General features: G+C 60.6%; 21 protein-coding genes, 1 tRNA gene and 2 riboswitches. Of the genes, 8 read left to right on the top strand and 14 right to left on the bottom strand.

What is annotated here, in order from left to right:
* The 3 genes from lpdA to pxpA all read left to right on the top strand — a co-directional run.
* Positions 1-1,341: dihydrolipoyl dehydrogenase (gene lpdA, locus B3849_RS05645; protein ID WP_286779903.1), on the top strand; the 1,341-nt coding region annotated here is incomplete at its 5' end.
* Between the two features lie 36 nt (positions 1,342-1,377).
* The gene (locus B3849_RS05650) at positions 1,378-2,586 is read left to right on the top strand and encodes an Nramp family divalent metal transporter (RefSeq protein WP_286779904.1); all 1,209 of its coding nucleotides are present in this window, start codon (positions 1,378-1,380) and stop codon (positions 2,584-2,586) included.
* Positions 2,583-3,353 (top strand): 5-oxoprolinase subunit PxpA, encoded by a 771-nt coding sequence (gene pxpA, locus B3849_RS05655; RefSeq protein ID WP_286779905.1) that lies wholly within the window; start codon positions 2,583-2,585, stop codon positions 3,351-3,353. The genes B3849_RS05650 and pxpA overlap by 4 nt, the downstream gene beginning before the upstream one ends.
* 80 nt (positions 3,354-3,433) lie before the next feature.
* Here the strand turns inward: pxpA and B3849_RS05660 are convergent.
* Positions 3,434-3,509: transfer RNA gene (locus B3849_RS05660), tRNA-Lys, on the bottom strand.
* A 104-nt stretch (positions 3,510-3,613) separates the two neighbouring features.
* On the opposite strand from B3849_RS05660, the gene dapF reads away from it, so the two are divergent.
* From dapF to B3849_RS05675, 3 genes are read left to right on the top strand one after another with little or no spacing between them, the layout of a single operon-like run.
* Positions 3,614-4,498, top strand: a complete 885-nt coding sequence (gene dapF / locus B3849_RS05665) for a diaminopimelate epimerase (protein ID WP_278375075.1) — start codon at positions 3,614-3,616, stop codon at positions 4,496-4,498.
* Positions 4,495-5,751 carry a tRNA (N(6)-L-threonylcarbamoyladenosine(37)-C(2))-methylthiotransferase MtaB gene (mtaB, locus tag B3849_RS05670; RefSeq protein ID WP_278375074.1) on the top strand — a complete coding sequence of 419 codons (1,257 nt, stop codon included), beginning with the start codon at positions 4,495-4,497 and terminating at the stop codon, positions 5,749-5,751. The genes dapF and mtaB overlap by 4 nt, the downstream gene beginning before the upstream one ends.
* 60 nt (positions 5,752-5,811) lie before the next feature.
* Positions 5,812-6,171, top strand: a complete 360-nt coding sequence (locus tag B3849_RS05675) for a putative quinol monooxygenase (RefSeq protein ID WP_005850966.1) — start codon at positions 5,812-5,814, stop codon at positions 6,169-6,171.
* A gap of 131 nt (positions 6,172-6,302) precedes the next feature.
* Here the strand turns inward: B3849_RS05675 and B3849_RS05680 are convergent, their stop codons facing one another.
* The 5 genes from B3849_RS05680 to B3849_RS05700 all read right to left on the bottom strand — a co-directional run bounded on the left by B3849_RS05680 (position 6,303) and on the right by B3849_RS05700 (position 10,553).
* Positions 6,303-7,151: a cytochrome c1 gene (locus tag B3849_RS05680; RefSeq protein WP_278375072.1), complete on the bottom strand. Its 849-nt coding sequence runs from the start codon at positions 7,149-7,151 to the stop codon at positions 6,303-6,305.
* Positions 7,152-7,156: 5 nt separating this feature from the next.
* Positions 7,157-8,500, bottom strand: coding sequence for a cytochrome b (gene petB / locus B3849_RS05685; protein ID WP_278425343.1), 1,344 nt, complete (start codon positions 8,498-8,500; stop codon positions 7,157-7,159).
* 12 nt (positions 8,501-8,512) lie between these two features.
* Complete coding sequence (gene petA / locus B3849_RS05690) at positions 8,513-9,073, bottom strand: ubiquinol-cytochrome c reductase iron-sulfur subunit (RefSeq protein WP_037942947.1); 561 nt, start codon at positions 9,071-9,073, stop codon at positions 8,513-8,515.
* 176 nt (positions 9,074-9,249) lie between these two features.
* Entirely contained in the window at positions 9,250-9,861 is a 612-nt protein-coding gene (locus B3849_RS05695; protein ID WP_286779906.1) for a glutathione S-transferase, read from the bottom strand.
* A gap of 68 nt (positions 9,862-9,929) precedes the next feature.
* Positions 9,930-10,553, bottom strand: a complete 624-nt coding sequence (locus tag B3849_RS05700) for an FMN-binding negative transcriptional regulator (protein WP_278425341.1) — start codon at positions 10,551-10,553, stop codon at positions 9,930-9,932.
* Positions 10,554-10,619: 66 nt separating this feature from the next.
* Positions 10,620-10,778, top strand: a riboswitch (FMN riboswitch).
* Positions 10,779-10,858: 80 nt separating this feature from the next.
* Between B3849_RS05700 and B3849_RS05705 the strand changes: the two genes are divergently transcribed.
* A complete protein-coding gene (locus tag B3849_RS05705) occupies positions 10,859-11,293 on the top strand; it encodes a 6,7-dimethyl-8-ribityllumazine synthase (RefSeq protein WP_005850960.1) in 435 nt (144 codons plus the stop codon).
* Positions 11,294-11,320: 27 nt separating this feature from the next.
* Here B3849_RS05705 and dxs read toward each other — a convergent pair whose 3' ends face one another.
* From dxs to B3849_RS05730, 5 genes are all read right to left on the bottom strand, one after another.
* A complete protein-coding gene (dxs, locus tag B3849_RS05710; RefSeq protein WP_009825808.1) occupies positions 11,321-13,249 on the bottom strand; it encodes a 1-deoxy-D-xylulose-5-phosphate synthase in 1,929 nt (642 codons plus the stop codon).
* 16 nt (positions 13,250-13,265) lie between these two features.
* Positions 13,266-14,204, bottom strand: coding sequence for a polyprenyl synthetase family protein (locus B3849_RS05715; protein WP_083779626.1), 939 nt, complete (start codon positions 14,202-14,204; stop codon positions 13,266-13,268).
* The gene (locus B3849_RS05720; protein ID WP_005850957.1) at positions 14,158-14,400 is read right to left on the bottom strand and encodes an exodeoxyribonuclease VII small subunit; all 243 of its coding nucleotides are present in this window, start codon (positions 14,398-14,400) and stop codon (positions 14,158-14,160) included. Before B3849_RS05720 ends, B3849_RS05715 begins: the two co-directional genes overlap by 47 nt.
* A 135-nt stretch (positions 14,401-14,535) precedes the next feature.
* A complete protein-coding gene (locus B3849_RS05725; RefSeq protein ID WP_005850956.1) occupies positions 14,536-15,237 on the bottom strand; it encodes a response regulator in 702 nt (233 codons plus the stop codon).
* Positions 15,234-15,746, bottom strand: coding sequence for a MarR family winged helix-turn-helix transcriptional regulator (locus B3849_RS05730; RefSeq protein WP_005850955.1), 513 nt, complete (start codon positions 15,744-15,746; stop codon positions 15,234-15,236). Before B3849_RS05730 ends, B3849_RS05725 begins: the two co-directional genes overlap by 4 nt.
* Before the next feature lie 160 nt (positions 15,747-15,906).
* On the opposite strand from B3849_RS05730, the gene B3849_RS05735 reads away from it, so the two are divergent.
* Positions 15,907-16,776, top strand: a complete 870-nt coding sequence (locus B3849_RS05735) for a branched-chain amino acid aminotransferase (protein WP_278425340.1) — start codon at positions 15,907-15,909, stop codon at positions 16,774-16,776.
* Positions 16,777-16,857: 81 nt separating this feature from the next.
* On the opposite strand, the gene B3849_RS05740 is transcribed toward B3849_RS05735, so the two are convergent.
* The 3 genes from B3849_RS05740 to aroC form a co-directional block, all read right to left on the bottom strand.
* Complete coding sequence (locus B3849_RS05740) at positions 16,858-17,805, bottom strand: cyclase family protein (RefSeq protein WP_278425339.1); 948 nt, start codon at positions 17,803-17,805, stop codon at positions 16,858-16,860.
* 111 nt (positions 17,806-17,916) lie between these two features.
* The gene (locus tag B3849_RS05745; RefSeq protein ID WP_037942940.1) at positions 17,917-18,894 is read right to left on the bottom strand and encodes a DMT family transporter; all 978 of its coding nucleotides are present in this window, start codon (positions 18,892-18,894) and stop codon (positions 17,917-17,919) included.
* A gap of 101 nt (positions 18,895-18,995) precedes the next feature.
* Positions 18,996-20,096 (bottom strand): chorismate synthase, encoded by a 1,101-nt coding sequence (gene aroC / locus B3849_RS05750; RefSeq protein ID WP_278425338.1) that lies wholly within the window; start codon positions 20,094-20,096, stop codon positions 18,996-18,998.
* A 92-nt stretch (positions 20,097-20,188) separates the two neighbouring features.
* Positions 20,189-20,288: riboswitch (TPP riboswitch) on the top strand.
* The last annotated feature ends 20 nt before the right edge of the window (positions 20,289-20,308 follow it).

The raw sequence follows: 20,308 nt of genomic DNA on the forward strand, positions 1-20,308 counted from the left end.
CTGGGCATGAAGACGGCCATCGTCGAGCGCGAAAGCCTCGGCGGCATCTGTCTGAACTGGGGCTGTATTCCGACCAAGGCGCTGCTGCGTTCGGCTGAAGTCCTGCATCTGGCCAAGAACGCAAAGGAATTCGGCCTTAAGATCGACAAGGCTGATTTCGACCTGGATGCTGTCGTGAAGCGCTCACGCGGGGTGGCGAACCAGCTATCGACCGGCGTGAAATTCCTGATGAAGAAGAACAAGATCGACGTACTTGAAGGCACCGCCCGCCTCGAAAAAGGTACACCGGCACCGAAGGTCGTCGTCAAAGACAAGGACGGCAAGGACACTTCCTACCAGGCCAAGCATGTCATGCTTGCCACCGGCGCGCGGGCGCGAGATATCCCGCAAGCGGGCCTTATCGCAGACAAGAAGCTGATCTGGACGTACCGCGAGGCCATGACACCGGACATCATGCCGAAGCGTCTGCTCGTCATCGGCTCCGGCGCCATTGGTATTGAATTCGCCAGTTTCTATCATGAGCTCGGCGCGGATGTGACTGTCGCTGAAGTGATGGACCGGATCCTGCCAGTGGAAGACGAGGAGATTTCCAAGCTCGCCGAGAAGGATTTCAAGAAGCAGGGCCTGAACATCGTCACTAGTGCGAAGGTCGAAAACCTCAAACCTGGCCAGTCCACCGTTACGGCTGAAATCACGGACAAGTCCGGCAAGAAAGAGAAAAAAGAATTCGACCGCGCTATCCTTGCGGTGGGTATCGTTGGCAATGTTGAAGACCTTGGCCTTGAAGAGCTAGGCGTGAAGGTCGAGAAGACCCACGTCAAAGTCGACAATTTCGGGCGCACAGGCGTCAAAGGACTCTATGCCATCGGCGATCTGACCGGCCCGCCCTGGCTGGCCCACAAGGCGTCTCATGAAGGCGTTGTGTGTGTTGAAGGCATTGCCGGAGCCGATCATGCCGAACCGTTCGATCCGTGGAATGTGCCGGGCTGTACATATGCCCATCCACAGGTCGCCAGTGTTGGTCTGACCGAGAAGGCTGCAAAGGAAAAAGGCTACGACATCAAGGTCGGCCGCTTCCCCTTTATCGGCAATGGCAAGGCCATCGCGATGGGCGCCTCTGAAGGCCTCGTCAAAACCATCTTCGACAAGAAGACCGGCGAGTTGCTGGGCGCACACATGATCGGCGCGGAAGTGACTGAACTGATCCAGGGCTATGTCATTGCCCGTCAGGGCGAGTTGACCGAACAGGATCTGGCGCACACCATCTTCCCACATCCGACAATTTCCGAAAGCATGCATGAATCCGTGCTGGATGCCGAAGGCCGCGTGATACACATCTAGCAAGGGTCGCCCCGCGCGACAGACTACGGGGGCGTCATGAAACTCAGCATCGGACCGGGAGCCCTCGTCGCTGCCGGATTCATTGGACCGGGCACGGTTACGGCCTGCACGCTGGCAGGCGCCGATTTTGGCTACGCCCTGATCTGGGCGCTCGTCTTCGCGACCCTCGCAACCATTATCCTGCAGGAAATGGCGGCGCGGTTGGGGATCGTATCCGGCAAGGGACTGGCAGCTGCCATGATGGCGCCGGAGAATGGGCCGATCGTCAAATGGTCGATCATCCTGCTCGGTGTGTCCGCCCTGGCGGTCGGAAATTCGGCTTATGAAGCAGGTAACCTCGCCGGCGGCGCGTTGGGGCTGGAAGCCCTGTTCCATTCGACCGGCGTGTCTCACAGGCTGATTGTTTTGGCGTTAAGCACGACGGCGGCCGGGTTTCTCTTGTTTGGCCACTACAAGCATATCGAGAAATTTCTGATCGGCCTTGTCCTGATGATGAGTATCGCCTTTGCCGGCAGCGTACTCCTTACGCGACCTGATCTCTCCGGCTGGATAAGTGGCCTGAAGCCTGTAATCCCGGACGGTGGATTGCTGACGGCCATTGCCCTGATCGGTACCACCATCGTGCCATACAATCTGTTTCTCCACGCCTCCACGGTTCGTGACAAATGGCCCAACGGATCTGCCGAGGCATTGCGAGCCGCAAGAACCGACACGGCGATATCCATCGGTCTTGGCGGTTTCGTGTCAATCCTGATCCTGTCGACGGCAGCCGCTAGCCTGTTCGGTTCAGGGATAGCAGTCTCATCCGCTGCAGACATGGCGATCTCTATCGAACCAACCTACGGGCCGCTCGCGAAATACCTGGTGGGAATTGGCCTCTTCGGTGCGGGCCTGTCATCCTCCATTACAGCCCCACTGGCCACGGCGTATGCGCTATCAGAAATTGGAGGGTTCCAGCGCACCGGCCGATTGTTTCGAGGGATCGCGCTGGGTGTCCTGGCGATTGGAACACTTATCGCTCTGTTGGGCGTGCAGCCCGTCAAAGTGATTCTCTTTGCCCAAATTGCAAATGGGCTCATCCTGCCTGTCATCGCAGCCTTCCTGTTAATCGCCATGAATCGCAAGCGCCTGTTGGGCAGTCACGTGAATTCATGGCTGGCGAACATGCTCGGCATTGGTGTCGTCGCAATAACCTTCGGCCTCGGCTTGCGCCTGATCCTCAGAGCCCTAAATGTCTGGGCATGAACCGCACAATTTGCCTGAACGCTGACATCGGGGAACTGCCGGGTGAAGCCGGTCGCGCCATGGACCGCGCTATTCTTGATGTGGTCAGCCGGTGCAGTATCGCCTGCGGCGGACATGCGGGCGATGAGGAAAGCATGCGGGCGACATTGAAAGCGGCAAGAGCCCGCAATGTCGTGGTTGGCGCGCACCCTTCATATCCGGACAGGCAAAATTTTGGCCGCAAGACCGTAGCCATGTCCCGCGAAGAGCTCGAGATGTCGATTCGGCAGCAGGTGCGTACGCTGGCCAGCCTCGCACGGCTCCAGGGCGTGACCCTCGACCATCTCAAACCTCATGGCGCCCTCTATAATGATGCAGCGCGCGACTCCGATCTTGCCGAGATTGTTGTCCGCATTGCGCGCGACGCCCGAATCCGCGCGATCATCGGCCCACCCAATTCACGCCTGAGCAAGATCGCGCATGGAACGGGCATGGACTTTCTCGCTGAAGGGTTTGCAGATCGTAGATATGCCGGTGATGGTTCGCTGATTGCGCGAAGCGAGCCCGGTGCTGTGATCGAGGCCACGCAGGCGCAAGTCGCGCAAGTTATTGGGATTGTCGAAAACGGCACAGTGTCTGCTCAGGGCTCACATGCCATTCCGCTCAATGTCGATACGATCTGCCTGCACGGCGACACCCCCGAAGCCGTCGATATTGCCCGCGCTGTCAAATCATCCCTGCAAGACGCAGGGATCGCGCTGAAATGTTTTGAAGGCCATACGGGCTAAGCCCTAAACCCAACACCTGAAACGAAAAACAGCGCCCGAGGGGCGCTGTTTTTATCCGCTCCAGTCAGACTGGAAAGTAGTGGTGAGCCGTGATGGGTTCGAACCATCGACCTACTGATTAAAAGTCAGTTGCTCTACCAACTGAGCTAACGGCCCACTAGGCGGGTATCTAGAAAGGTGCGGCCTTGGGGTCAAGCGGAAACTTACGAAAAATTTCACTCTCGCTGGATTAGTTTCAAATGCCGCGTTATATGCGCCGAATGTATAGTGATCTGACCAACGGTTTGCCCTTCATGAAGATGCATGGGCTGGGCAATGATTTTGTCGTGCTAGACGCGCGCCAAAAAGTCGTGCTGGATGCGCGCGACGGTGCTGTGCGTGCCGACGCGCCCCCGGCGCTCCCGAAGGTGACCCCTGCCCTTGCACAGGCCATCGGACATCGCCAGTTCGGCGTGGGCTTCGACCAGCTGGCCGTGATCACCAATGGCGCGGCTGATGCGCATCTGACGTTCTTCAACGCCGACGGCTCTACCTCTGCCGCCTGTGGCAATGCCACGCGCTGCATCGCGCGGTTCCTGATGGAGGAAACAGGCAAAACCCAGCTGCACCTGACCACCGACCGCGGCGATCTGGCGGCGCGGGATGCAGGCAATGGGCTGACATCGGTCAACATGGGTCACCCGCAGCTTGACTGGGACGAAATTCCGCTTGCTCGCCAGATGGATACGCTTGAGCTGCCAATCGACGGTGCGCCGACAGCCACCGGCATGGGCAACCCCCATTGCACCTTCTTTGTGGATGATGTCGACGCGATTGATCTGGCCGGTTTTGGCCCCGGTATCGAGCATCACGCGCTTTACCCCGAACGCACCAATGTGCAGATCGCCCAGATCATCGGCCCCGATCACATCCGTATGCGCGTGTGGGAACGGGGCGTGGGCATCACGCTGGCCTCCGGCTCCTCTAGCTGTGCGACGGCCGTGGCAGCGGCACGCAGAGGGCTGACAGGCCGCGCCGTGCGTATTGATCTGGACGGTGGCACGCTGCACATCGATTGGCGCGAGGATGGCGTCTGGATGACCGGCCCCTCGGCCCATGTCTTCAGCGGCGTGCTGACCCCTTCGTTTCTGGAAAGCCTGACATGAGCGCCCCGATCTTCTCGAATCACGGCTGCCGCCTGAACGCCTATGAGACAGAGGCGATGAAGGAACTGGCCGAACAGGCGGGCCTGAAAGACGCGGTGATCGTCAACACCTGCGCCGTCACTGCAGAGGCCGTGCGCAAGGCCCGCCAGGACATCCGCAAACTGCGCAAGGCCAACCCCGACGCGCGTTTGATCGTCACCGGCTGCGCCGCCCAGACCGAACCGGAGACCTTTACCAAGATGGCAGAGGTCGACGCCGTCATCGGCAACACCGAAAAGATGGTGGGCGCGACGTGGCAGGGATTGGCGGCTGATTTCATCGGCGAGACAGAGGCGCTGCAGGTCGATGACATCATGTCGGTGACCGAAACGGCGGGGCATCTGATCGACGGTTTCGGCACGCGCAGCCGGGCCTATGTGCAGGTCCAGAACGGCTGCGATCACCGCTGTACCTTCTGCATTATCCCCTTTGGCCGCGGCAATTCCCGCTCGGTCCCTGCGGGGGTTGTGGTGGATCAGATCAAGCGGCTGGTCGACAAGGGCTTTAACGAAGTCGTTCTGACCGGCGTCGATTTAACCAGTTGGGGTGCGGACCTTCCCGCGACGCCCAAGCTGGGGGATCTGGTGATGCGCATCCTGCGGCTGGTGCCCGACCTGCCGCGCCTGCGCATCAGTTCCATCGATTCGATCGAGGTGGACGAGAACCTGATGCAGGCCATCGCCACCGAACCCCGCTTGATGCCGCACCTGCATCTGTCCCTGCAGCATGGCGACGATATGATCCTGAAACGGATGAAGCGCCGCCACCTGCGCGACGATGCGATCCGTTTTGCCCAAGAGGCCCGCAAACTGCGTCCCGACATGACCTTTGGGGCCGATATCATCGCCGGTTTCCCCACCGAAACCGACGCGATGTTCGAAAACTCGCTCAAGCTGGTGACGGACTGCGATCTGACATGGCTGCATGTCTTCCCCTATTCGGCGCGCGAAGGCACGCCCGCTGCAAGGATGCCAGCAGTGAACGGCACGCTCATCAAGGAACGCGCGGCGCAGCTGCGTGCTGCGGGTGACGCGCAGGTCGCGCGCCATTTGGCCGCCCAACAAGGGCGCGCCCATCAGGTGTTGATGGAAAGCCCCACCATGGGCCGGACCGAACAATTCACCGAAACCCATTTTACCACCCCCCAGACCGAGGGCGCGATCATTTCGGCCACGATCACCGGCCAGAACGCAGGGCATCTGCTGGCTGTGTGAGACGTTGCAGATTGTAAACCTTTCTCCTCTAGGGTGATTCCCTAGCGAGAAAGGGTTAACATGAGCGAAATTATCGAATGGGTCCTCGAGATGGACGTGCGGGATGGTCAGGGCGACAATGTCCAACCGTTGCTTGAGGAAATGGTACAGGCTGCAGAGGCAGACGAACCGCGCACGCTGCATTGCGAATTCTACATGTCCGACGACCGACGCACCTGCACTGTGCTGGAACGTTATGCGGACAATGCAGCCGTGATGGCGCATTTTGCGCAGTTCGGCGGCCGCTTTGCTGACCGGTTTACAGAGCTGTTTATGCCAGTGCGTTTAACCGTCTATGGCCCTGCCACCGCCGCGGTGATGTCCGTGCTTGCGGGCTATGGCGGTGTACGGCTGGACCGCGTGGCAGGCTTCCACCGCTAAGCCACGGGCACCGTCGCTAGCGGTACTTTACCAGCGAGCTTGGCGACCAGCCGATTACCCCCAAAAAGAAAGCCCCCCGAACCACAATGGATCGGGGGGCTATACTCAGGCATTGGCCGTGTGAAGGAAGATCAGTCTTCCTTGTGTTTCACAGGAGCCCACAGACGTTTGTTGGTCAGGTACAGGAGTACCGACAACAGCGTCAGGAACAGAACGCCAGCAAAACCGGCTTGCTTGCGTGCCATCATCTTGGGCTCGGCTGTCCACATCAGGAAGGCCGCAACGTCTTCGGCTTCGTGGTGCAGGTCAGAATCGTGGCCGTCGTTATAGGTCACGTCGTCGCCGTACAGCGGGGGTGCCATGGCGATCCAGCTGCCTTCGATTGTGGCGTGGCCATTCTCGTCCTTACAGGACTCGGGGATACCGCCGCTTGCGAACGCCGTGTTGTAGTGACCGGGGAAATCCTCGGGGGCACAGGCAGGCGCTTCTTCATAGCCGACCATCAGGGACGCGATGTATTCGGGTCCGCCGATGCCCTTGAAGAACTGGTTGATCCCCAGACCATAAGGCCCGTGGAAACCGGCGCGCTTCTTGGCCATCAAGCTAAGGTCGGGCGCGGTATCCAACGCGGACTCAGGGAAATGGTCAACCGGCGTGCCGGGGCGTGTGTCGTCCAGCTCGGGGTCGAAGATATCAAAGTTCGCGGCATAGGCACGGACCTGGTCTTCGGGAAGGTGGGGGCCACCTTCATCCGCAAGTGTACGGATCGGCACAAACTTCATCCCGTGGCAGGCAGAGCAGACCTCGGTATAGATTTGCAGACCGCGTTGCAGCTGGTTGGCATCGAAGGACCCGAAAGGCCCTTCGAAAGAGAAGTCAAAGTCTTCGACATGCGCTTCGCCACCGGCGGCGAAAGCAGCGGAACCTGCAAAGCCCAAGGCGACAACAGCCGAAAGGAAGGTTTTCTTGATCATTGTCATGGTCCTTACTCTGCTGGCTTGACCAGCGTCTTGGTGCCGCCGGTTTTTGGCGCGTAATGCGCGTCAAAGTCGGCTTCGATGGTTTCAGGCTGCGGCGCTGGTTTCTCGATCACACCCAGAAGCGGCAGGATCACCAGGAAGTATGCGAACCAATAGGCCGAAGCGATCAGCGAGAAGCTGGCATAGGGCTCTTCCGCAGGCATGGCACCCAGCCACATCAGCGCGAAGAAGTCGATCACCAGCAGCGCGAACCACCACTTGAACATGGGACGATAGCGGCCCGAACGCACCGAGGATGTGTCCAGCCAAGGCACCAGTGCCATCACCGCGATCGCACCGAACATCGCCAGAACACCAAAGAACTTGGCGTCGATGATGCCACCGGTCACGAAGGACGCAATCTGAACAACCCAGACTTCGGCAGTAAAGGCACGCAAGATCGCGTAGAACGGCAGGAAGTACCATTCAGGCACGATGTGCGCAGGCGTCGAAAGCGGGTTCGCCTCGATATAGTTATCGGGGTGGCCCAGATAGTTCGGCATGAAACCAACGATCGCAAAGAAAACAACCAGGATCACGGCCAGCGCGAACAGGTCTTTCATCACGAAGTAGGGCCAGAAGGGCAGCGTGTCTTTCTCTGCGTCGTCCTTGCTTGTGCGACGGACCTCGACCCCTGTGGGGTTGTTGTTCCCGGTGGTGTGGAAGGCCCAGATGTGCACGATCACCAGACCGGCAATCACGAAGGGCAGCAGGTAGTGCAAGCTGAAGAAACGGTTCAGCGTGGCGTTATCGACCGCAGGCCCGCCCAGCAGAAGCGTTTGCAGGCTTTCCCCGATGAACGGGATCGCACCGAACAGACCGGTGATAACCGTAGCGCCCCAGAACGACATCTGACCCCAAGGCAGAACATAGCCCATAAAGCCGGTTGCCATCATCAGAAGGTAGATCAGCATGCCGACGATCCACGTGATTTCACGTGGCGCTTTATACGACCCGTAGTACAGGCCGCGGAAGATGTGCGCGTAGACCGCAACAAAGAACAGCGACGCGCCATTCATGTGCAGATAGCGCAGCATGTAGCCGCCGTTCACGTTCCGCATGATGTGTTCAACGCTCGAGAAGGCGACATCGACATGGGGGGTGTAGTGCATCGCCAGCACGATGCCGGTCACGATTTGCAGTGCCAGACAGAACGTCAGAACGATGCCCCAGATCCACATCCAGTTCAGGTTCTTCGGTGTCGGGATCATCAATGTGTCATACAGCAGCCCAACAACGGGAAGACGGGTGTGCAGCCACTTCTCTCCGTTGGATTTCGGCTCGTAATGGTCGTGAGGAATTCCAGCCATTCCCGTTCTCCCTTAACCTAGTTTGATCGTGGTTTCATCCACGAATTCTGCGATTGGCACCGGCAGGTTGCGCGGTGCTGGCCCTTTGCGGATACGGCCCGCAGTGTCATAGTGCGACCCGTGGCAGGGGCAGAACCAGCCGCCAAAGTCACCTGCGTCGCCCAAAGGCACGCAGCCCAGGTGGGTACAGACGCCCATCATCACCAGCCAGTCTTCTTTACCGGCCATCGCGCGGTTTTCATCCGTCGCGGGGGCACCGGCTGCGATGTTGGCGTTCTCGGCGCCCGGATCGGGCAGCTCGGACATTTCAACGTCACGTGCCTTGGCGATTTCTTCTTCGGTACGGCGGCGGATGAACACCGGCTTACCCAACCATTTGACCGTGAGCTGTGTACCTGGCTCAACAGCGGACACATCGACGCGGATGGACGACAGCGCCTTCACATCTGCGGATGGGTTCAACTGATTGACCAATGGCCAGACTGCCGCGCCGACGGCGACCGCACCTGTACCAGCTGTGGCGTAATAGAGGAAATCCCTCCGGGTGCCTGCGTGATCTTCTGCTTGGGACACGGGTTAACTCCAAATCGAGGGCCTGACGGCCATTAAATCAAGGGGCGGCGCTGACGCACCTCCCACAATTCTTTTGGTTACTAGCGGGCTGCGTCGCGCACGTCCAGATACCTTTGTCGCGCAAACCGTCGCAGTGTTGCATTCCTTCAAGGGTGCAGACCGGATTTTTTGCGCTTTTATCCTGCCGGAGGGGCAGTGGCCTGCATGGATGCACGCGAATCAAAGCGGCGCGCCCAATCTGCCAAGGCGTCGTTTCCCTTACGCCAATTGCGCGCGTCATGCCGGAAATCAAGGTATCCCAAAGCACAGCCGACGGCGATCTGCCCCATATCCAGCGGACCGGAAAGCTGACTGATCCAGCGTGTGTTCAGCGCCGCGCACGCCCGTTCGATCTTGGACCACTGACCCTCGACCCATTCCGGCATCTGCTTGCCTTCGGGGCGCATCCGGCCCTCGTAGACCATCGATAGCGCCGCATCGAGCATACCATCCGCCGTTGCCTCAAGCGTCAGCGTGTCCCAGCGGCGGTTGCCCGTGGGATAAAGCTTGCCGCCCGCGCGATCATCCAGATAGGCGCAGATCACACGGCTATCATACAGCGCAGGCCCCTCGTCGCGCACCAGTGCCGGGATCTTGGCCAGCGGGTTGTTCGGCAGCAGCGCGGCATCAGGCGCCAGCGGCGTGGTCGAGATATTTTCAAGCGTCACATCTTCGATCTGGCCGGTTTCATGCAGCAATACCATGACCTTGCGGACATAGGGTGATGTGGGGGAATAGGATAGCTTCACGGGTGTCTCCTCCTCGGGGTTTGGGCGAACTATCACCGTCATCCGCGCGCGGTGCAATCGCTTGTTGATCAGGCACCTTTTGCCGCGCGCATCTGGTCGGCCAAACTGCCTGTTCCAGCGCCAAAGCCGTGCGCCTCTACCCCGTCGGCTGCGGCCAGTCGCACCGCATCGGGTTTATTCTGGCTCAGCTTCCACGTCCCGTCGACGCCGGTGATCCGCATCCGGCAGGGCACGATCATGCGCATCATTTTCTGCAGGGTCACGGGGTTCATCTTGGCGGTGGTCCACGGCGGCTTGGGCAGCAGACGATCCTCGAACCAGGCAGACTGGCGATCCAGCAGGTCCAGCAGCTCTTCCTGCGGGCGCAGCTCCAGCGTGCCGGTCAGATGCACCGACACATAGTTCCACGTCGGCACCTGATCGTCGATGTCGTACCAGTCGGGCGAGACATAGCTATCGCCCCCGCTGATGGCGAGCTTGACCGGCAGCGCGGATTTGAGCGCCCGCGCAATCGGGTTTGACCGGACCAAATGCAGATCCGCCTGGTCCCCTGCTTCGTTCAGCAAAAACGGCACATGGCTGATCAACGGGCCGTCGTTGCCATTGGCTGCAAGCACGCCAAAGCTGCGGTCGCGGGCAAAGGCGATGTTCTTGGCGGTGTCGGCGTCGTGGTAAACGGGATTCGGGTGCATAACGTAGGGTCCAAACTGCAAACGCGCTTTTGGTATTGCAGACGCGCCCCTGCCTTGGCAACGTATCCCTATTCTCAGGGCGGGGCGCAATTCCCCACCGGCGGTATGTGGCCCCAGTGCCACGAGCCCGCGAGCGCTGGCGACATCCCTTCGTGATGCGCCGGGTCAGCAGATCTGGTGAGATGCCAGAGCCGACGGTCATAGTCCGGATGAAAGAGAATGCGTTTGTTGCGGCCCCTTGGGGCCGTCCGCAATCGTGATCGCCTTGGGTGACTTGTGTCGCTGACGTAAAAAAGGAGATCACTATGACACACACCCGCTACGCCTTTGTAAAAGCACGCTGGCACGCCGATATTGTAGATCGTGCCTATGACGGGTTTTCCGAAACCATCCCCGCAAGCCAGATCGATGTTGTCGATGTCCCCGGCGCGTTCGAGATGCCGCTGATGGCGCAGACCCTCGCCAAATCCGGCAAATACGACGCGGTGATCTGCGCGGCCTTCGTGGTCGATGGCGGCATCTACCGGCATGATTTCGTGGCGACAGCCGTGGTTGACGGGTTGATGCGCGTAGGCCTTGATACGGGCGTGCCCGTCCTCTCGGTGTCGCTAACGCCGCACCATTATCAGGAAACCGACCACCACAATGCGATCTACCGCGCGCATTTCGTCGAAAAGGGCCGCGAGGCCGCTTCGGCAGCGCTTGGCATCGTCGCGGCGCGTCAACTGCTTGACGCCTGAGACGGGTTGACCGCGCGGGCCTGTGCGTCAGGCCCGCTGCGCCCCGATGCTGGCGATGCCCAACACATCCAGCACTTTGGCCTCGATATGTTCGGCGTTCATCCCAGCGACCGCATACATATCCGCAGGGCTCGCCTGATCGATAAAGATATCGGGCAGCACCATCGAACGGTATTTCAGCCCCGCGTCGAACACGCCCTCATCCGCCAGAAGCTGTGCCACATGGCTGCCAAAACCGCCAACTGCACCCTCTTCGATGGTGATCAGCGCCTCGTGATCGGCGGCCAGCGACAGGATCATCTCGCGGTCCAGCGGCTTGGCAAAGCGGGCGTCGGCAATGGTCGGCGTGATGCCCTTGGCCCGCAACGCCTCGGCGGCTTTTTCCACCTCTGACAGGCGCGTGCCAAAGGACAGCAGCGCCACGCGCTTGCCCTCGGCGATGATGCGCCCCTTGCCGATCTCCAGCGGTTCGCCGCGTTCGGGCATGGTCACGCCCGCGCCTTCACCTCGTGGGAAGCGGAAGGCAATCGGCCCGTCGTCATAGGCCGCGGCGGTGGCAACCATATGTACCAGTTCTGCCTCATCCGCGGCAGCCATCACGACGAAATCGGGCAGGTTCGCCAAAAACGCCACGTCAAAGGCACCGGCATGAGTGGCCCCATCCGCCCCGACCAACCCCGCGCGGTCAATCGCAAAGCGTACCGGCAAGCGCTGGATCGCCACGTCATGCACCACCTGATCATAGCCGCGCTGCAGGAAGGTCGAATACATCGTGCAGAACGGCTTCATCCCGCCCGCCGCCAATCCGGCAGAGAATGTCACACCGTGCTGTTCCGCGATGCCCACGTCAAAGCACCGGCTGGGGTAGCGTTCGGCGAAAAGGTTCAGCCCTGTCCCATCCGGCATCGCGGCCGTCACGGCGCAGATCTTGTCGTCTTTTGCGGCCTCGGCGATCAGGCTGTCCGCAAAGACGCGGGTATAGCTGGGCGCGTTTGACGGCGCTTTCTTCTGCTCGCCCGTCAGCACATTGAACTTGGCGGTCGCGTGGCCCTTGTCACGGGCGGCTTCGGCGGGGCCATACCCCTTGCCCTTTTTGGTGATCACATGGATCAGCACCGGCCCCGTCGCCCGCGCCTTGACCGTGCGCAACACCGGTAGCAACTGGTTCAGGTCATGCCCGTCAATCGGCCCGAGATAGGAAAACCCAAGCTGTTCGAACAACGTACCGCCCACGGCCATGCCCTTGAGCATATCCTTGGCGCGCTTGGCCCCTTCGCGGAACGGGCCGGGCAACATGCTGACAGCGCCCTTGGCCGCGGCTTTGAAATCCTGAAACGGCTCTTCGGCATAAAGACGGCTGAGGTAGGTCGACATCGCCCCCACCGGCGGCGCGATCGACATCTCGTTGTCGTTCAGGATGACGAACATCCGTTTTTTCAGATGGCCTGCGTTGTTCATCGCCTCATAGGCCATGCCCGCCGACATCGACCCATCGCCGATCACCGCAATCGCATCGCCCAGACCTTCGGGGACATTGCCGCCCAGATCACGCGCCACCGAAAAGCCCAAAGCCGCGCTGATAGAGGTCGATGAATGCGCCGCGCCAAAGGGGTCGTAGGGGGATTCACTGCGTTTGGTAAATCCGCTCAACCCGTCTTTCATCCGCAGGGTGCGGATACGGTCGCGGCGTTCGGTCAGGATTTTATGCGGGTAGCACTGGTGGCTGACGTCCCAGATCAGTTTGTCCTTCGGCGTATCAAACACCGAATGGATCGCGACCGTCAGTTCAACCACGCCCAGGCCTGCGCCCAGATGGCCGCCCGTCTCTGATACGGCAGAAATCGTCTCTGCCCGCAGTTCATGGGACAGTTTCACCAGCTCTGCATCCGAGAAATTCTTCAGATCGGCAGGGCGGTTCACCCGGTCCAAAAGGGGCGTATCTGGTCTATCGGTCATCTGGCTCTCCACCGGATCAGCTTTTGCGGGCAATAACGAAGCGGGCCGCGTCTCGCAAGGTTTCGGCGTCACTGCCGTAGGGGGACAGGGCATCACAGGCAGCATCGACAAGATCACGGGCACGGGCGCGGGCGGGGTCCAGCCCCAGCAGCGACACAAAGGTCGCCTTGCCCGCATCGGCATCCTTGCCCACGGCCTTGCCCACCGTGGCGGCATCGCCTTCGACGTCAAGAATGTCATCCGCGATCTGGAACGCCAGTCCGAGGTTGCGCGCATAGCTGCGCAGCGCGGCGGCATCATCGCCCGCCATCACCGGCCCTGCTGTCGCGGCCCATTCGATCAGCGCACCGGTCTTGCCGGCCTGAAGCGTCGTGATCTGGTCCAGCGTCAGCGGCTGGCGCGCGGTTTCGGCGGCGATGTCCATCGCCTGCCCGCCCACCATGCCGCGCACACCAGCAGCCCGCGCCAGCCCCGTGACCAGCGCAACCCGTTCAGCGTCGCCGCAGCCCGTTGCCGCGACCAGCTCAAACGCCAATGTCTGCAGCGCATCGCCCGCCAGAACCGCCGTCGCCTCGTCCCACTTCACATGTACCGTGGGTTGACCCCGACGCAGGGCGTCATCATCCATGCAAGGCATGTCATCATGCACCAGCGAATAGGCGTGTAGCGCCTCGATCGCGCCGGCGGCGGGGGCGGCCTGCGCGTCCATCACCCCGTGCAGCCGCGCGCTTTCGATCACTAGAAAGGCCCGCAGGCCCTTGCCGCCTGTCACGGCATAGCGCATCGCCTCGGCCACGGTGCCGTCCAACCCGCCAAGCCCGTGCAGGATCTGGCCAATCGCCAGATCCGCAGCATGGGGCATGGCCGCATGAAACGGTTTGCGCGTCAGCTCTGTCTCAAGCGAGATGTCAAACCCCGCCAACAGGAGCCACTCCGACAGGGTTGCCGTCGCCATCCAGCGTGATCTGCGCGACTTTCTCTTCGGCTTCCTTCAGCTTTGTCTCGCAGCGTTTCTTGAGCTTGGCCCCGCGTTCATAAAGCGAAATGCTTTCATCCAGCGCCACATCGCCGCGTTCCAGCTGGCCCAGAACCTTTTCCAGTTCGGCCATTGCTGCCTCAAAGCTCATCTCTTCTACCGGAGTATCCGTCATTGCCGTGAATCCCATCAATCAAACTTGGCCTGACCATAGCCCGCCCGCGCCATGGCTTCCAGTGACCGTGCCGATTTCTTGGGCGCAAATTCTCTTACGCCACGACACCACATTTACCGCCAAGGCAGCGCGTGATCAGTCGGGGGCCAGCATATAGCCCGCGCCGCGCACGGTTTGCAGATAGCGGGGCTGTTTGGGATTGTCTTCGATCTTGCGGCGCAAACGGGTGATCTGCACATCGACAGCACGTTCCTGCGCCTGCCCGCGGTCACGGCCCAGTTCCTCCACCAGTTTTGACCGGCTCAGCGCGGCACCCGGTTGGGCCGCAAAAATGCGCATCAGCTGGATTTCGGTGGCGGTCAGCCGCACCAGATCGTCGCCCTGCCACAGCTCTCCGCGTTCGATGTCATAGCGGATCGGCCCCATCGACAGCACCTTGGGCGCGGTATCAGCCACACGAGTGTCGGGCATACGCCGCAGGATCGCGTTGATCCGCAACAGCAGCTCTTTGGGTTCAAACGGTTTGGCAAGGTAATCATCCGCCCCCGCTTCCAGCCCCTCGATCCGGTTGCCCGTCTCGCCCTTGGCGGTCAGCAGCAGGATCGGCGTTTGCATGTCTTCGCGCAGGCTGCGGGTCAGGCTTAGACCATCCTCGCCCGGCATCATCACATCCAGCACGATCAGGTCAAAATCCAGTCCCGCCAGAATACGCCGCGCATGGGCCGCGTCGCGGGCCGAGGTCACAAGGAATCCGTGTCGCATCAGGAACTTCTGCAACAGCGTGCGAATACGTTCGTCGTCATCGACGATCAGCAGGTGTGCGTCGGCCTCGTTCACGCGCCGTTTTCCTTCAGACGGGTGTAACAATGGTGCATTTCGGGGTCCATCATCGCCTCTAGCACGGTGCGGAAACCGGCGACTGCCTCGGGGCCCGCGTCGCGGAACGCACTGCGCATCCGCATCCGTTGTGCATCAGACAATGTCTGTTCGAGCGCGCGCCCGGCGTCAGTCAGATACAAGTGCCGCTCCCGCTTGTCTGCTTTTCCCACTTGGCTTTTGACAAGACCATCGGCGATCAGCGTGCGCAATACACGATTAAGGGATTGTTTTGTAACACCCAAAATCCCCAGAAGGTTGTTTACCGTCGTGCCCGGTGCCCGGTTGATAAAGTGGATCGCACGGTGGTGCGCACGGCCATAGGCCATATCCACCAGGATCTTGTCAGGGTCGGCTGTAAAACCGCGGTAGGCAAAGAACATCGCCTCGATCCCCTGCCGCAGCTGTTCATCCGTCAGGAACAGCAGGTTCTCGCCCGTGTGTGATGATGGGCCGCGTCCGTCTGCCATTATACTCTCCCCTTGCTGCGCCAAGAGCTTACGTCAGCGTTATTGACTTTCCAAGAGTCAAAGGCTATCGAATCCCATGTTTTGCGTAATTATATGTCTGCACGCAGCGGGTTTCACGCAATTTTCATAAATCCCGAGGTGCTTTGAGGAAGGATACATCATGGACGGCGCATACGACGATCGCGACGGCAAAATCTGGTTGGACGGTAAAATGGTCGATTGGCGCGACGCCAATGTCCACATCCTGACCCACGCCATGCACTATGCGTCATCGGTGTTCGAGGGCGAACGCTGCTACAATGGCAAGATTTTCAAAGGCCGCGAGCATTCGGAACGGCTGCGCAAATCGGCGCAATACCTCGATTTCGAAATCCCCTATTCCGTGGACGAGATCGAAGCCGCAAAATACGAGATGCTCAAGGCGAACGGCTGGACCGATGCCTATGTCCGCGCGGTCGCGTGGCGTGGTGCCGGCCCCGACATGGGTGTCTCGGCGGCGCGCAACCCTGTACGTCTGGCCATCGCGGGCTGGGAATGGGGCAACTATTACGGGGACGCCAAGATGAAGGGCGCCAAGCTCGACATCTCGAAGTGGAAGCGCCCGTCGCCCGAAACGATCCCCGTGCACGCCAAAGCAGCGGGCCTGTATATGATCTGCACCACCTCCAAACACGCGGCAGAGGCAAAGGGCTGTTCCGACGCGCTGTTCATGGACTACCGTGGCTATGTGGCCGAAGCGACCGGCGCGAACATCTTTTTCGTCAAGGACGGCGACGTGCACACGCCACTGGCCGATTGCTTCCTCAACGGGCTGACCCGTCAGACCGTCATCGGGATGCTCAAGGAAAAGGGCCTGACCGTGCACGAACGCCACATCATGCCGGAAGAGCTGGAAGGCTTCGAGCAATGCTGGCTGACCGGCACCGCGGCCGAGGTCACACCCGTCGGACAGATCGGCGACTACACCTTCGAGGTCGGCGCGCTCACCCGCGAGATTTCGGAAGACTACGAAAAGCTCGTCCGGTCCTGAACTGCCCCATCAAAACAAACGGCGCGAGGGGCTCTCCCCCGCGCCGTTTTCATGTCCGCACCTGCGGTGCAGCACGTCGTGTTAGTAAAGCGCGACCGGATTGATCATCGCCTGTACCGTGCCTTTGATCAGCGGCTGCCCGAGCACGAACATAAACTCTTGCACGCCTTCAGCGACCAGCGGGCCTGTGTTCATCGTCTCCAGAATATAGATGCCGTTATCCTTGAGCAGCGTGACATGGCCATAAAACACCTTGTCCCCCTCTTTCGGTGGAATGGCTTCTAGGCCCCATGTGTCTGCGCCCACGGCCATCGGGTTCATCGACGCCATAAACACCGCGCCTTCGTTATTCAGCCCCGGTTCGGTGGACCCCCAAGCCGTCGGGTCGCTTTCCATCATGCCGTCGGTCCAGCCCGTGTGAAACAGCACGATATCACCTTCGTTTACCGTGATCTGCTGCGCCTCCATCGCGGCGGTAATCTCTGCCTCGCCAAAATGCTCACCGGCGGCCAATACATCCTTGCCCATGTGCTTGGCCATATCGATGATCACGGCACGCCCGACCAAGGGCGGCACGGCATGCGTTCCCAATTTGGTCAGGCCGCTGATCGCCGAGATTTCCTTTTCGTCCAGGCAGTTATAATACATCCCGTCTTCGCCCAGATGCCCAAGCCCGTCCAACTGCGACCCGATACCGATCCAAGTTTGCAGCAGATCGTCGTTATAATTGCCCTCATAGCCAAAGGACGACAGCTTTTGGCCGCCGTGCTGGTTCGGCTGGACCACCTGAAGGCTCAGCGAACGGGGCGGGAAGGCAGGTGTATCCGGCCCGATCACGATCCCGAGCGGCATCGATTTGCCCTGCTTGATCAGCTTGGCGGCCTCCAACGTGCGCTCGGTCGAGATCAGGTTCGCCGATCCCAGCTGGTCGTCAGGGCCCCAATGCGAATGGTCACAGTCTTGCGCCCATGCGGTAGATGCCCCGACACCGATGGACACGGCAGTTGCGATAATCTTGGTAAATTTCATCTTTCTTCCCTCCCAGAAAACAGGGTGCAGCACCGACGGGATATCCGCTGCTCCACACCCTAGAGGGTTAGGCTAACATGAAATTCAATCAGGGCACGTAATTTCAACCGGTCAGCTGGGCGTTCCCTGCGGCGTGCTGCTGGCCTTGGATTTGGATCGATCCAGTCCCAACTGCCGTTCCCGCCAGATGATCGCGGCACCGCCGGCGATGACCAGACCCGCACCGATCAGGATCGCAGGCGTCGGAATTTCGCTGAAAAGCACCCAGCCGATCAACACCGCAAACAGCATAGAGGCATAGTCGAACGGGGCGAGCATCGACACCGGGCCAAAGCGGTAAGAGGCCGTGATCATGATCTGTGATACCCCGCCGATCATGCCCGACAGGATCAACAGTGCCGAGACTTGCCAACCGGGGTTCACCCACCAAAGCGGCTCCCAGTTGATCACCATGCCTGCGGGCAGCGTGAGGAACGACAGGCAGGTCGCGGTCAGCGAAAAATAGAACACGATGGCCGCCGTGCTGTCGGTTTGCACCAATCGGCGCACGTGGATCTGGACAAGCGCGCGCATGATCGACGCGGCAACCACCATCATCGCCCCCAGCATGGCAAGCTGCGACACGCTATCCCCGCCTACGGTAAAGCGGGGGTACAGAACGATCAGCACGCCGATCAGCCCCACGGCCACCGCAGACAGTCGGAACACACGCACCTGTTCGCCCAGGAATATCGCGGCGAAGATTACCGTGAAAAGCGGCGTGGCATAGCCGATCGCGGTGACCTCTGGCAGAGGCAGCAGGCTAAGCCCGGCAAAGGTCAGCGCCATCGCCGTGGTCCCGAAAACGCCGCGCCAGACGTGGCCCATCAGATTGCTCGGCTTCAGCCCGTCGCGCAGGTCGCCGCTTTGCCATAGCCACAGGATGATCATCGGGAAGGCAAAGAACGACCGGTAGAACACCGCTTGGGCGGCGGGCACGGTGGCCGTCGCGATCTTGATAAGGGCCGCCATGACCGAGAACAGAAAGACCGCCCCCAGTTTAAGGGCGATGGCCCGGCCGGGGCGGTGCTCTGTCGTGGTGCTTTGCATGGCGCATGCTTGCGCCTGCAGGTTTCAAGTTGCAAGACCCCGCGTCAACTTGCGCGTCGTATTCCCGCCAACATGCGGAAAATCCAAGCGTTCCGCGCGACTTAGCCGATGATGCCGCGGTTCTCGCCAACCTGACCGCGGTGCAACAGCATATGGTCAAGCAGGACGCAGGCCATCATCGCTTCTCCCACCGGCACGGCGCGGATGCCAACGCAAGGGTCATGGCGACCTTTGGTGATGATCTGCGTATCTTCGCCGGTCTTGGTGATTGTCTTGCGTGTGGTCAGGATGCTTGACGTTGGCTTGACCGCGAAACGCAGCACGATGTCCTGACCGGTGCTGATGCCGCCCAGAATACCGCCCGCGTGGTTCGACGAATAGACAGGGCCGTCGGGGCCCATGCTGATCTCGTCCGCGTTCAGCTCTCCGGTCAGCATGGCGGCGGACATGCCTTCGCCAATCTCCACGCCTTTGACGGCGTTGATGCTCATCATCGCGGCGGCAAGATCGGTGTCGAGCTTGCCATAGACCGGCGCGCCAAGGCCGGCGGGCACGCCGCGCGCTGTCACCTCGATGATCGCACCGACGGACGATCCGGATTTGCGCAGACCGTCCAGATACGCCGCCCAGTCATCGGCCGCTTTGGCGTCGGGCACCCAGAACGGGTTCTGTTCGATCTGGTCCCAATCGAACGCATCGCGGTCGATCTTGTGCGGGCCCATCTGCACCATGTAGCCGGTGATCTGCACATTCGGCGCAATCGCCTTGATCGCTTCGCGCGCAAGGCCACCCGCCGCCACACGGGACGCGGTTTCACGTGCCGAGGACCGCCCGCCCCCGCGATAATCGCGGATGCCGTATTTCTGGAAATAGGTGATGTCGGCGTGACCGGGGCGGAACTTGTCCTTGATGTCGCCGTAGTCCTTTGACCGCTGGTCGGTGTTCTCGATCATCAGCTGGATCGGCGTGCCGGTGGTGACACCTTCGAACACGCCCGACAGGATCCGCACCTCATCCGCCTCGCGGCGCTGCGTGGTGTATTTGTTCTGCCCGGGTTTACGCTTGTCCATCCAGTGCTGGATCATCTCTTCGGTGATCGTCACACCGGGAGGGCAGCCGTCCACCGTGGCCCCCAAAGCAGGCCCGTGGCTTTCGCCCCAGGTGGTCACGCGGAAAAGATGGCCAAAGCTGTTGATCGACATGGGCGGTGCTCCTTTGGCGGTGATCCTTAACGGGGGCTGCACCATGCCTCAAGGGGTTTCACCTTGCGCGCGGGCGACAGGCGTTCTACCGATAAGACACCTCGGGGGGCCTGACAGGCTGAGATGTGCGCGCACGGACCCGTTGAACCTGAACCGGTTAACACCGGCGGAGGGAAGGTCTGGATACACCTCCAACGCTTTCTGACGCCGCA

Source organism: Sulfitobacter sp. UBA4523, assembly GCF_002388305.1.
GTDB classification, from domain to species: domain Bacteria; phylum Pseudomonadota; class Alphaproteobacteria; order Rhodobacterales; family Rhodobacteraceae; genus Sulfitobacter; species Sulfitobacter pontiacus.